The organism is Actinomycetospora callitridis, from assembly GCF_028737265.1.
Taxonomy (GTDB): Bacteria; Actinomycetota; Actinomycetes; order Mycobacteriales; family Pseudonocardiaceae; genus Actinomycetospora; species Actinomycetospora callitridis.
The window spans coordinates 104,932-118,035 of the sequence record NZ_JAQZAK010000011.1; the positions used below are offsets into that span (position 1 = coordinate 104,932).

Annotated in this window: 9 protein-coding genes; 5 read left to right on the forward strand and 4 right to left on the reverse strand. The window is 75.8% G+C overall.

The annotated features are described in order from the left end of the window. Positions 1–56 precede the first annotated feature (56 nt). Both PH191_RS25820 and PH191_RS25825 read right to left on the reverse strand, forming a co-directional pair. Positions 57–1,649 carry a TROVE domain-containing protein gene (locus PH191_RS25820; RefSeq protein WP_274197498.1) on the reverse strand — a complete coding sequence of 531 codons (1,593 nt, stop codon included), beginning with the start codon at positions 1,647–1,649 and terminating at the stop codon, positions 57–59. A 341-nt stretch (positions 1,650–1,990) separates the two neighbouring features. Then, positions 1,991–2,485, reverse strand: coding sequence for an Lrp/AsnC family transcriptional regulator (locus tag PH191_RS25825; RefSeq protein ID WP_274197499.1), 495 nt, complete (start codon positions 2,483–2,485; stop codon positions 1,991–1,993). 128 nt (positions 2,486–2,613) lie between these two features. Here PH191_RS25825 and PH191_RS25830 point away from each other — a divergent pair, with 128 nt between their 5' ends. Together PH191_RS25830 and PH191_RS25835 are read left to right on the forward strand one after the other, a co-directional pair. After that, a complete protein-coding gene (locus tag PH191_RS25830) occupies positions 2,614–4,950 on the forward strand; it encodes a transketolase-like TK C-terminal-containing protein (RefSeq protein ID WP_274197500.1) in 2,337 nt (778 codons plus the stop codon). A 138-nt stretch (positions 4,951–5,088) separates the two neighbouring features. Continuing rightward, positions 5,089–6,528: a lipase maturation factor family protein gene (locus PH191_RS25835; protein WP_274197501.1), complete on the forward strand. Its 1,440-nt coding sequence runs from the start codon at positions 5,089–5,091 to the stop codon at positions 6,526–6,528. On the opposite strand, the gene PH191_RS25840 is transcribed toward PH191_RS25835, so the two are convergent. Continuing rightward, positions 6,480–8,135, reverse strand: a complete 1,656-nt coding sequence (locus PH191_RS25840) for a phytoene desaturase family protein (RefSeq protein ID WP_274197502.1) — start codon at positions 8,133–8,135, stop codon at positions 6,480–6,482. The genes PH191_RS25835 and PH191_RS25840 overlap by 49 nt on opposite strands. 18 nt (positions 8,136–8,153) lie before the next feature. Next, positions 8,154–8,348, reverse strand: a complete 195-nt coding sequence (locus tag PH191_RS25845) for an FCD domain-containing protein (RefSeq protein WP_274197503.1) — start codon at positions 8,346–8,348, stop codon at positions 8,154–8,156. Positions 8,349–8,416: 68 nt separating this feature from the next. On the opposite strand from PH191_RS25845, the gene PH191_RS25850 reads away from it, so the two are divergent. From PH191_RS25850 to PH191_RS25860, 3 genes are all read left to right on the forward strand, one after another. Continuing rightward, entirely contained in the window at positions 8,417–9,352 is a 936-nt protein-coding gene (locus PH191_RS25850; RefSeq protein ID WP_337994103.1) for a metal-dependent hydrolase family protein, read from the forward strand. 43 nt (positions 9,353–9,395) lie between these two features. Next, positions 9,396–9,680, forward strand: a complete 285-nt coding sequence (locus PH191_RS25855) for a DUF1636 family protein (protein ID WP_420791849.1) — start codon at positions 9,396–9,398, stop codon at positions 9,678–9,680. Between the two features lie 181 nt (positions 9,681–9,861). Further along, the gene (locus PH191_RS25860) at positions 9,862–13,056 is read left to right on the forward strand and encodes an ATP-binding protein (RefSeq protein WP_274197505.1); all 3,195 of its coding nucleotides are present in this window, start codon (positions 9,862–9,864) and stop codon (positions 13,054–13,056) included. Positions 13,057–13,104 lie beyond the last annotated feature (48 nt).

A 13,104-nucleotide genomic window follows, 5' to 3' on the forward strand; every position in this document is an offset into this window, starting at 1 on the left:
CCGGCCTCCGTGAGCGATGTTCACGGCTATAGCCGGGAATATCGCTCACGTGGGGGTCAGCCGAGGTCGCCGCGGGCGAAGTCGGCGATGAGGCCCGGGGCCGCCGCGTCGAACCCGGCGACGTCGAGCATCCCGCCGTCGGCGGGGTCGGCGATCGACACGTCGGTGGCGGTCATGCCGACCACCACGAGCCGGGCGTCGATCCCCGACCGCTCCCGGTACCGCACGAGCGCCTGGTGCGGGTGGATCGCGCCCGCCCAGGTCTCGTTGTCGGTGAGCACGACGAACGTGTCGAACGCCCGCCCGGTCGCCCGCGCCCACTCCATCGGCAGCGCGCAGTCGGTGCTCCCGAAGGGCAGGCGGGACACCGCTGCGATCGCGTCGTCGAGCCGCTGGCGCGGGCTGATCGCGAGCTCCGTGAGCGCCGGCGCCCAGCCACCGTCGGCCGAGGTGAAGCCGACGCAGGTGACGTCGCGCTCGGTGCTCATCGTGACCAGCGCGAGCGCCGCCGACGCCTCCCGCGGCGACAGCGGGAGCCCGGACACCGACCCGACCTTCATCGACCCCGACACGTCCACCGCGAGCAGCGTCCGCGTCCCGGACGGCACGACCGTGGCGAACGCCGCGTAGAAGGCGACGTCGAGGGCGTCGACGATCTCCCGGACCGGCTCCCAGGTCCCGCCCGCCCCGCTCCCCGACGCGTAGGTGCGCAGCGCGACCAGCACCGACACGGGGTGCACGCGCCCCCGGCGCAGACGGGCCGGGTCGGCGAGCTGCGCGGCCACGGACCGGCGGGTGTCGCCGGTCAGCACCCCGAGACGGGTCAGCCGGGGGAGCTGGCGCAGCAGGGCGGTCGGCGGCAGCCCGTTGGCGAGCATCGCCCGCCACACGTCGGGCTCGCCGAGCGCGGCGTCCGGGAGCATCTCCCACGAGAGACGGTGGTCGATCACCAGCCGGACCCACGCCGACGCGGTCGTCGCCGCCCGGGCCGCCAGGTAGCCGTGCACGATCTCCGGGGCGTCCTCGCCGGCCTCGTCGCCCACGATCCACCGGAACAGCGCCCGCCGGACGGGGTCGGTGACCGCGGGGTGGGCGAGGCGCAGCAGGTCGCGGTGCGACCAGCCCTCGCGCTGCCGGTACTTGACGGCCTGGAAGGCGACGTCGTCCACGTCGGGCTCGGTGTACCAGCGCGCGACGGCCCGGCGCAGGCCCCGTCCCCACCCGCGGAACTGCTCGACGTAGCGGGCGAAGAGGAACAGGTGGGTGCCGGTGCGACAGACCGCGGGCAGCGCGTCGAGCGCGCCGCGACGCCCGGCCTCGTCACCCAGCGCCGCGGCCGCGGCCAGCGCGAAGATCGCCGGGTTCTGCCGCGGCGCCCGTCCGGCGGTCGAGATCGCCACGACCTGCTCGACCAGCCACGCCGTCCGCTCCCGCGCGGCCCGCAGGACCACGGGCGCGTTCTGCGCCGTGAGCTCCCGCGCGGTCGCGTAGTAGGTGCCGCCGTCGGTGCCCAGGGTCAGGAAGCGCAGGACCCGGGTGTCGTCGTCGAGGGCGAACCCGAACCCCCCGGCGGCGTTGGGGATCTGGCGCTCGTCGGCGCGCAGGAGCTGCGACGTGGCGCGGGTCGAGACCGAGGTCAGGGGGTCCATGGGTCGTCCTCCCTGGAGGGCACACCTCCGGCAGGTGGGTGGGGGTGTCGGGAGGGGAGGACGGGCGTGCTCTCGACCACCGGGGGAACACCGGAAGGCCGGCCACGCTCCGCGGTCGTACCGGGAACGCCGATCACCGACGGTCTGCCGGCCCGCCCTCCCCGGGCGGGCAACTCCTCGAGCGCCTGGCGCGAGGACGGGCGTGGTGTGGCCGCCGGAGTCGTGGCGCTCCTCCGGTTGAGCTACGCCGGGGACCTCCCGGCGGCGGGACTCGAACCCGCAACCTCCCCATTTCGAGTGGTCACCGACTGAGCCTCCGGCCCGTACTCGCAGCGACGACGCTAGCCCCGCCCGTTGCCGGCGTCCTCCGAATTGGCGCGGCGCGCGAGCAGCGGGTCCAGGCGGAACGGGACGAGCTGGCGCATCACCAGGGCCGTCGACGTCCGCTCCACGCCCGGGACGGCCAGGAGGCTGCCGGCGATCGTGTAGAGCGCGTCGGCGTCGCGGGCGACGACCTGGACGAGCAGGTCGTCGTCCCCGGCGAGGCCGACGACCTCGACCACCTCCGGGACGCGGGCGAGCGCCGTCGTCACCTCCTCGAGGCGGCGCTGGTCGACCCGGGTCGTCACGTAGGCCCGCAGCGGGTGGCCGAGCGCGGCGGGGTCGATGCGGCGGCCGAAGGCACCGAGCACGCCGCGGCTCTCCAGCCGGGCGAGGCGGGCCTGGACGGTGTTGCGCGCGAGCCCGAGACGTTCGGCGAGCGCGACGACGGTGGCGCGCGGCTCGTCACCGAGCGCCTGCAGCAGCCGGGCGTCGATCGGGTCGACGGGTTCCATCCTGCTCACTCCCCACCGACGTCGGGACCGTCGGCGCGACCATAGTGCTCAGCGGCGTCCGCACCGCTTGCGCACGACACCGCCATGACGAACGCTTCGGGCGTCAATGTGAGACCCGGAGGCCACCGATGACATCCACGCGTCCCGCCCCCGCACCGCTGACCGGCCAGGAGCCGGAGCGGGAGGCGCTGCAGGCGGTGGAGGACCGCGTGCTCTGGCTGTCGACGGCGATCGTCGACCACGCCAACCGGGTGCGTCCCAACCCGGGCGGGCTGAAGGTCGGCGGCCACCAGGCGTCGTCGGCCTCGATCGTCTCGATCATGACGGCGCTGTGGTTCCACGCGCTGCGTCCCGAGGACCGCGTCTCGGTCAAGCCGCACGCCTCGCCGGTGCTGCACGCGATCAACCACCTGCTCGGCGAGCTCGACGCGTCCTACCTGACGACGCTGCGCGAGGCCGGCGGGCTGCAGTCCTACCCGTCGCGCTCGAAGGACCCCGACCCCGTCGACTACTCCACCGGCTCGGTCGGCATCGGCGCGACCGCCCCGATCTGGGGCACGATCGCGCGGCGTTACGCCGAGGGCCTCGGGCAGCGCGCCGGGACGGGACGGCAGTTCTCGCTGGTCGGCGACGCGGAGCTCGACGAGGGCGCGGTCTGGGAGGCCGTGCTCGACCCGATGGTGCGCGAGCTCGGCGAGGTCTGCTGGATCGTCGACTTCAACCGGCAGAGCCTCGACCGCGTCGTCCCCGACATCTCCGCCACCCGGCTGCACGCGCTGTTCACCGCCGCGGGGTGGCAGGTCATCAGCGTCAAGTACGGGCGGCTGCTCTCCGAGCTCTACGCCCGGCCGGGTGGCGACGCCCTGCGCCGGCGCATCGACGAGATGACCAACCCGGAGTACCAGCGGCTGCTGCGCTGCACCCCGCTCCAGCTGCGCGAACGCCTCCCCGGCGACGGCCCCGAGGGCGAGGCGATCGCCGCGCTGCTCAAGGAGGTCACCGACGGCGCGGTGCACGCCGCGATCCGCAACCTCGGCGGCCACGACCTCGGCGCCCTCGCCGACGCCTACGACGCGATCGACGACACCCGCCCGACCGTGATCTTCGCGTACACGGTGAAGGGCTACGGGCTCGCGACGCAGGGGCACCCGCAGAACCACTCGTCGCTGCTCACCGAGACCCAGATGCGGGCCCTGGCGACGGGGCTGGGTACCGACCTCGACGACCCGTGGGCGCCCCTGCCCGCCGGGCCGGCCGCCGACCTCTGCGCTGCGGCCGCCACCCGCCTGCGCCGCTCCCCCGCGGCCCCGGCGGCGGCCCCGGTCATCCCCGAGGACCTCGACCGCACGCCCACCGGCACCGGCCACACACAGCAGGCGCTGGGGCGGGCGCTGCTCGACCTCACCCGCTCCGCGCCCGACGCCGCCCGGCGGGTGGTGACGGTCAGCCCGGACGTCACGTCGTCGACGAACCTGGGCGGCTGGCTGAACAAGGTCGGCTCGTGGTCGGCCCACGAGCGTCGCGACTGGTTCGCCGACGACGCCGAGACGATCCTGCACTGGCACGAGAAGCCGAGCGGGCAGCACATCGAGCTCGGGATCGCCGAGACGAACCTCGTCGGGCTGCTCGGCGAGCTCGGCGCGACGTGGTCGCGGTGGGGCGAGCCGCTGCTGCCGATCGGCGTGCTCTACGACCCGTTCGTGGCCCGCGCCCTCGAGCCCTGGGCGTTCGGGATGTACGCGGGCGGGCAGTCGATCCTGGTCGGCACGCCGTCGGGGGTGTCGCTGGCGCCGGAGGGCGGCGCGCACCAGTCGATCACCACGCCCTCGATCGGGCTCGAGCAGCCCGGCTGCGTCGCGTTCGAGCCCGCGTTCGGCGTCGAGGTCGGCTGGTGCCTGCTCGACGGGCTCGGCCGCCTCGGACGCCCCGGCGGCTCGTCGACCTACCTGCGCCTGTCGACCGTGCCCGTCGACCAGAGCCTCGCCGCCGTCCCCACCGACCCGGCGGCGCGCGCCCAGCGCCGCCGCCAGGTCACCGCGGGCGCCTACCCGCTGCGCCGGGCCGCCGGGACACCGGCGGTCACGATCGCGGTGATGGGCGCGCTGGTCGGCCAGGCCCTCGCGGCCGCCGAGCGTCTCGAGGAGCAGGGCCGGCCGACCGACGTGGTCGTGGTCACGAGCCCCGACCGGCTCTTCCGCGCGCTGCGGGCGCGCGACGCGGCCACCGGGGCCCACGCCGAGGCGCCGACCTGGATCCTCGACGCCGCGTTCCCCGCCGACCGCGTCGCGCGCCTGGTCACCGTCCTCGACGGCCACCCCCACACCCTCGCGTTCCTGGCGTCGGTGCACGGCGTCCGGGCCTCGCACCTCGGCGTCACCGACTTCGGCCGCTCCTCCGGCCTCGCCGACGCCTGGGCGCACCACCACCTCGACACCGACGCGATCGTGGCGGCGGCGCTCGCCTGACCCCGGTGTGCAAGCCCTGCGTCCACGCTGGCACTCAAGGCCAGGAAATCCGCGTCGATCATGAGCGCCTGAGGTGGCGCGCATCGACCGGACGCCACGGCGGGTAGGCCTCGGACCTCGCACCCGAGGGGAGGCCCCGTGCTCGACTGGCTCGCCGCGCCCGACTACACGACCGCCCGCTGGGTGGTCCAGCACCTCGTTGCGCTCGTCTACGTCATCGCGTTCACCGTCGCGCTCGCGCAGTTCCGCCCGCTGATCGGCGAGCGGGGCCTGACGCCGATCCCGCGCTTCCTCGCGCGCACGACCTTCCGCCGCCACCCGAGCCTGTTCCACCTGCGCTACTCGGACACCGTCTTCCGGGTCGTCGCCGCGCTCGGCCTCGTTCTCGCCGTCGCCGCGCTCGCCGGGGCCACCGACGTCCTCCCGCTCGGGGCAGGCATCGCCCTGTGGGCCGCCCTCTGGGTGCTCTACCTGTCGATCGTCAACGTCGGCCAGGTCTGGTACGGCTTCGGCTGGGAGTCGCTGCTGCTCGAGGCCGGGTTCCTCGTGACGTTCCTCGGCCCCGCGGACGTCGCCCCGCCCACACCGATCCTCTGGCTGCTCGTCTGGCTGCTGTTCCGCGTCGAGTTCGGCGCGGGCCTGATCAAGCTGCGCGGCGACCGCTGCTGGCGCGACCTCACCTGCCTCGAGTACCACCACGAGACCCAGCCGCTCCCGGGCCCGACGAGCCGGTTCTTCCACCACCTGCCGCGCCCGCTGCACCGCGCCGAGGTGCTCGCCAACCACGTCACCCAGCTCGTCGTGCCGTTCCTGCTCTTCCTCCCCCAGCCGGTGGCGTCGATCGCCGCCGTCGTCGTGATCGTCACCCAGGGCTGGCTGGTCAGCAGCGGCAACTTCGCGTGGCTGAACCTCCTGACGATCACGCTGGCGTTCGCCGCGATCGACGACGCCCGGCTCGGGTGGCTGGTGTCGCTGCCGGCGCCCGGGCCCCTGCCGACGTGGTTCGCCGTCCTGGTGATCGCCGTGACGGTCCTGATGCTCGCGCTGTCGGTGTGGCCGGTGCTGAACATGGCCAGCGGCCGCCAGCTGATGAACGCCGGCATCACCCCGGTGCACCTGGGCAACAGCTACGGCGCCTTCGGGTCGGTGACCCGCGAGCGCGAGGAGGTGGTGCTGGAGGGCACCAAGGACCCGCACGGGGGTGACGACGCCGACTGGCGCGAGTACGGGTTCCGCGCCAAGCCCGGCGACCCGTACCGGCGCCCGCCCCAGCTCGCGCCGTACCACCGCCGGCTGGACTGGCTGATGTGGTTCGCCCCGCTCGCGCCGCGGATGGCGCGCAGCTGGCTCCCGGGCCTGCTCGACCGCCTGCTCGAGGCCGACGCGCCGACCCTGCGGCTGCTGCGCCACGACCCGTTCGACGGCGAGCGGCCGGCCTGGGTGCGCGCCCGGCTCTTCCGCTACCGCTTCACCACCCGCGTCGAACGCCGCGAGACCGGGGCCTGGTGGCACCGCGAGCTGATCGGGGACTACCTGCCCGCGCGCTCGCGGCCGACCTCCCGGACGTCCGCCCCGTAGACCAGCCGCTGCCCCGCGCGGATCCCGGCGCCGTAGAGCGCGCCGAGCCGCCCGTCGCGCGCCAGGGCCGCCCGCGCCGCGTTGGCCCCCGGCGTCCCGTGCACCGCACCCGCCGGGTGGGCCGTCGCGCCGGCGAGGAAGAGGCGCTCGACGGGGGTGTCGGGGCGCCCCAGCCCGGGCGTCGGGCGGAACACGAGCATCTGGTGCAGCTGGGCGGTGCCGGCCATGAGCGCGCCGCGCACCAAGGACGGATTGCGGGCCTCGAGGTCGTCGGGCCGGGACACGACCCGCGCGACGACACGCTCGCCGAAGCCCGGCGCGTGGCGCTCGATGACCGCGTCCATGCGCGCGACCTGCTCGGCGAGCTCCTCCTCCGTGTGGACACGGCCGTGCGGCAGGTGCGTGTACGCCCAGACCGACTCCGTGCCGGGCGGCGAGCGCAGCGGGTCGGCGAGCGTCATCTGCCCGAGCAGCATGAACGGCTCGCGCGGCATGCGGCCGGCCGCGAGGTCGGCGCCGAAGTCGACGAGCCCTGCCACGTCCCCGCCGAGGTGCACCGTGCCCGCCTCGCGGGGCTCCGACGCGGTCCACGGGATCGGGGACGACAGCGCCCAGTCGACCTTGAGGATCGCGTCGTCGTACTGGAACCGGGCGAGATCGTCGACCATCCGAGCCGGCAGGTGCTGCGTCCCCACGAGATCCCCGAACAGCACCGGCGCGGGGACGTCGGCGAGCACCGCGCGCCGGGCCCGCACCAGCCCGCCGGCCGCGTCCACGACCCCCACGGCCCGGCCGCCCTCGACCAGCACCCGGGCGACGGGACGCCCGCACTCCACACTCCCGCCCCGCAGGGCGAACCGGGTCACCAGCGCGTCCGTGATCCCCCGCGCGCCCCCTGCGGGCACCGGGAAGCCGACGTCCTGCGCGAGCATCGCGAGCAGCCAGCCGAACGCCGTGCTCGCGGTCTGGTTCACCCCGAGGTCGGTGTGCAGGGCGTTGCCGGCGACGAGGACCCGCGCGCCCTCCCCCGCGAACTCCTCCTCGCCGAACCGCGTCGACGGCAGCAGCATCCGGCGGGCGAGGCGGAGCGCGTCGGGGCCGCCGAGGGTCCGCAGCACCCGGGCGGCGTCGCGCACCGGCGGGAACGGCCCGAGGAACGCGGCGAGCAGCGGGTCGCGCAGTCGCTGCCACTCGTCGGCGAGCCGTCGCCAGGCGTCGCCGTCGCCGGGGGCGAAGCCGTCGAGCGACGCCGCGGTGACGTCGACGTCCCGCGAGAGCAGCACGCCACGGTCATCGGGCAGGACGTGCGCCAGCGGGGCGGGCGCGTGGCGCCACTCCAGGCCGTGTCCCTCGAGGTCCAGCGAGCGGAAGGCGGGCGACACGACGCCCATCGGGTAGAACGCGCTGCCGAGGTCGCTGCGGAACCCCGGCGCGGTGATCTCCTCGGTGCGCACCGCCCCGCCCGGCCCGTCCGAGGCCTCCAGCACGCGCACCGACCAGCCCCGGTCGGCCAGCATGTTCGCCGCCACCAGGCCGTTGTGGCCGGCGCCGACGACGACGGCGTCGACGGTCTCGGTGTCGCTCACGACCAGGTTCTCGGCGGGCATCCGCCGAGGATGCCCGTTTCAGTGCGGACCGAGCAGGTTGGTGCGGACGTCGACGAGGTGACGGCGCATGTGCTCGCGCGCGGCGTCCGCGTCGCGCTCGGTGAGCGCGGTGACGATCTCGGCGTGGCACTGCTCGTAGCCGCGCCGCCGTTCCGGCGAGGCCGAGCGCCGCTTGATGCTGCCCCACACCGGGAGGTCGCGGGCGGCGTTCATCGTGTCGAACAGCCGCAGCAGCAGCCCGTTGTGCGCCGCCGCCGCGACGGCCCGTCTGCCGCGACGCGATCAACGCCGGCCGCATCCCCGGCCCGCGCTACCTCGCCAACGGCCCCGAGATCGCGGTGACGGGCGGCGCGCTGATCAAGTCGATCACGAAGTTCGCCGACGGGCCGGAGGGCATGCGGCTCGCGGTGCGCCAGCTGATCGACCTCGGCGTCGACCAGATCAAGCTGTCGATGACCGGCGAGGAGGTCACCGGCACCCAGCGCGCGGAGGACACGTACTTCTCCGACGAGGAGGTCGCCGCCGCGGTCACCGAGGCCCACCGGCGCGGCAAGCGCGTCTGTGCCCACGCGCGCTCCGCCGAGAGCGTGAAGATGTGCCTGCGGAACAAGGTCGACATCATCTATCACGCCTCGTTCACCGACGCCGAGGGCATGGACATGCTCGAGGCGAACAAGGACTGGGTGTTCGTCGCGCCCGGCATCAACTGGTTGATCGCCACGCTCTACGAGGCCGAGGCGTTCGGGTTCCCGCAGGAGGCGGCCGAGGCGGTCGGCTACAAGAAGGAGCTGGAGGTCGCCACCGACGGGCTGCGCGAGATGCACCGGCGCGGCATCAAGCTGCTGCCCGGCGGCGACTACGGCTTCGCCTGGACCCCGCACGGCACCTACGCCCGCGACCTCGAGCACTTCGTCGAGCGCCTCGGTTTCACGCCGATGGAGGCGATCCTCTCGGCCACCAAGCTCGGCGGCGAGATCATGCTGCGCCCCGACGAGCTCGGCCAGGTCCAGCCCGGCTACCTCGCCGACCTCCTCCTCGTCGACGGCGACCCGCTCGACGACATCACGATCCTGCAGGACCACGACAAGCTGCACGCGATCATGAAGGACGGGCGCTTCCACAAGGAGGACAGCGGCATCGCCCCGCGCAGCGGGCTCGACGCCCCGGCCGGTCCGGTCACGGACGCCACGCGCCAGGTCGTCGAAGCCCGGCCCTGAGCCCGTGCCGCTGCTGATCTGCCGGACCTGTCCGCGGTACGACGTGGACAGCGGATCGTTCGGCGCCGCCCTGGACGGGGCGCTCGTCGGGGCCGACGTGCGTGTCGGTCACGTGCCCTGCCTCGGCGGGTGCCCGAACGCCGGCAACGTCGCCGTCGACGGGCCGGGCAAGCCCCGCGTCCGCTTCTCGCGGATCGGGGTGGACGACGCCGAGGACCTCCTCGACGCGGCGCGGCGGTACGACGCGAGTCCCTCCGGTGCCCCGGACGACTGGGAGGTGCCCGCCGGACTCGCCGCGCGGGTCACCGCCGTCAGCCCGAAGCGGTGAGGGGTTCCGGGGATGCTTCGGTTTTCGAAGCTTTCCTCGTGCAGCTCGGGCGATGTCGTCGGCTCGCACTCCACCCCCGCCGCTCGGGCGAACGGTTCGTCCACACGGCGGCACGTCGGGTGACCTCGGAGGACGTACCCTTCCGCGAGGTGATCACGTGACGTGACGTCCGGGGGGATGGATGGCGTCTGTCGGCCTGCGCCTGTTCGGCGGCGTGGCCGTGGTGCGCGACGGGGTGCCGGAGCCGCACCGCAGCCGCACCCTCGCGACCCTCCTCGCGGTCCTCGCCCTCCACGCGGGCGAGGCCGTCGACGGCGACGCGCTCATCGACGAGGCGTGGGGTGAGGACCTGCCGAAGAACCCCCGCGCCACCCTCCAGGTCGCGCTGACCCGCCTGCGCGCGTGGCTGGGCGACCGCGCCGAGCCGTGGATCACCGCGGGCGGCGGGCTGTACACGCTGCACCTCGGGCGCGATGCCGTCGATGTCCTGGAGTTCGGCCGTCTCGCCGACGCCGCCCTGCGCGGCGGGGACCTCACCGCCCACGAGGACGCCCGCGCCGCGTGGCGGGGCACGCCGTTCCTCGGGCTCGACTCGACCCGTCTCACCGAGGCCCGGCGCAGCGCCGAGGAGCGCCGGCGCGCCGTGACGGTCCGCCACGCCGCGCTGCTGCTCGAGGAGCGCCGGTACGGCGACGTCGTCGACCTCCTCGCCGGCGAGGACCGCCTCGACGAGGAGCTGTCGGCCCTGCTCGTGCGGGCCCTGCGCGACGGCGGCCGGCACCGCGACGCCGTCGAGACCTACCTCGAGGTCCGTCGCAGGCTCCGCGACGAGCTCGACGTCGAGCCCGGGCCGGAGCTGCGGTCGCTCTACGGCGCGCTCACCCCGCCCCGCGCCGGCGGGGAGCGGACGAGCGCTCCGGAGCTGGTCGGTCGGGAGGTCCTCGCACGCACGATCCTCGACGCCCTGACCGGCGACGGCCGCCTGTTCGTGCTGCACGGCCGCGCGGGTGCGGGGAAGTCCGCCGCGCTCCGCGCCGTGGTCCACGCCGCCCGGGCGCGCGGGGCGCGGACGGCGAGCTCGGCGTGGGGGGAGAACGACGCCCCCGCCGCCGCGTGGCACGAGGTGATCGACGACCTGGAGATCCGGGGTCCGGTCCCCGACCGCGACCTCGGGCCCTGGGTCCATGCCCAGCTCGGTCGCCGTGCTGGGGACGCGCCCGTGCTCCTGGCCCTCGACGACGCCCACCGCGCCGACACCGCCTCGCTCGACGTCCTGCGCGCCCTCGCCCGTCGCGGCCTGCCCGCCGGGGTGGTCGTCGTGGTCGCGGCGCGGGCGCCCGACACCACCCCGCGCCCGCACTGGGACCGCGCACGGGCCGAGCTGGACGGGCACGACGCCGTCGCCACCGTCGCCGTCGGGCCGCTCGCCCCCGACGCGGTGGCCGTCCTCGTCCGGCGTCGTCTCGCCGCGCTCGAGCCGGACGACGACCTCGCGCACGCGGTGATCCGCCGATCCGGGGGTCTCGCCCTCCACGTCACGGCGCTGCTCGACCTCCTCGGGCGCTGCGCCGGGCGGGAGGAGGCCCGGGAGGCGGTCGACCGGGTCCCCGACCAGGTGCGGGCCGTCATCGACCACCAGGCCGCCCAGCTCCCGGCCGCGACGCGGCGGGCGGTCGAGGCGCTCGCGGTGCTGCGTCCCGTCGACCTCACCGGCCTGGCCGCCGTCCTCGGGCGTCGCCCGCTCGACGTGGCCGACGACCTCGAGGTGGCGGTGCGGGCGGGGCTGGCCACCGGCGAGGGCGACCGCTACGTGCTGCGCCACGACCTCGACGCCGACGGCCTGCGAGCCGGGGTGCCGCCGGTCCGCGCGGCGCACCTGCACCTCGCCCGGCTCGAGGGGCTCGACGACGACGCGGACGCGTTCACCGTGCTGCGCCACTGCGAGGGCGCCGCGACGCTGCTCGCCCCGTCCCGCCTGGCCGCGGCGCAGGTGGAGGCCGGCGTCGAGTCCTACCGCCGACGCGCGATCCCCGAGGCGATCGCCCTGTTCGAGGCCGCGCTCCCGGCGGCCACCGACCGGGCCCGCGCGCGCCTGCTCGGCCACCGCGCCCTGTGCCACTCCGCGGTGCGCGGGACCGGCGAGGCCCGGGACCACGCGCTGGAGGAGGACCTCGACCAGGCCCTCGACGCGGCCCTGGACGCCGGCGACGACGAGCTCGCCGTGCTGGTCGCGATCGGCGACGAGCCGCTGGGGCTCTCGGTGCAGGGCGACCCCCGCCGCTACGCGCGGCTGCACCGCCTCCTCGACCGGCCGCTGGCTCCGCGCCTGCGGCTCGACCTGCTCGTCGCGACGGTCCGCGAGGCCTCGGCGACCGCCCGGGACGGAGCGCCGGCGCTCGTCGCCGAGGCGAAGGCGCTGGCGGACGCGATCGCCGACGACGACCCCGAGGCCCGGGCCCGCGTCCGGGCGCTCGAGGCCCGCCACATCGTCGACGGCGCCCGCCCGGTGCGCGAGCGGCTCGCCGTCGCGACCGACGCCCACCGGCTCGCCCTGGCCACCGGGGACCCGTCGCTGTACCTGGAGGGCACCGAGCTGCTGATGACCGCCGAGCTCGCGAACGGGCGCACCGAGCAGGCCCACAAGCTGCGCGTCGAGCTGGAGACCGCCGCCGAGCGGTGGTTCCGCCCGCGCTCGATCTGGGCCGCGCAGGTCACCGGGGCCGCGATGCTGCTGGCCGAGGGTGACCCGGGTGCCGACGCCGCGGCGAGCCGCGCCGCGGAACGGGGCCAGGCGCTCGGGCTCCCCGCGGCGCCGTTCGCCGCCGGCGCGCACCTGCTCGTCCAGCACCTGCTGCTGGGCACCGTCGCCGAGCTCGCCCCGCTCGCCGCCCACGCCTCGACCCGCGCGCTGAACACGGGGGCCTGGTCCGCCGCGGCCGCCTACGCGGAGGCCTGCGCGGGCCAGGACGACCGGGCGCGCGAGCACCTCGCGGAGTACGGGCGCCGCGCGGCCAACCCGGCGATGTGGTTCTCCCGCGCCGCGGCGGCGATGGCCGCGGCCGCCGCCGTCCGCCTCGGGGACGCCGCGGTCGCGACCCACGTCCGCGAGGTGCTCCCCGCCGACCCGGACGCCGCCGTGCTGGTGGGGTTCGGTGGCGCCGTGCTCGGTCCCGCGACGCTGTGGACGGGGCTCGCGGCCCGGGTCCTCGACGACCCCGAGACCGCCCGTCGGGACTGGACCGCCGCCCTCGCCCTGGCCGAGCGCGCCGGATGGACCCCGTGGGCCGCGGCGGCGCGGCAGTGCCTGGCCGCGCTCACGGACCCGAGCGCGCCGCTGCCGCTGGGGCTCGGGACGGCGGACGGGAACGGTCTCTGACCCTCCGCAGGGGTGCCGCCGGAGCATGGTCGGCGGGAGAATCGCCGA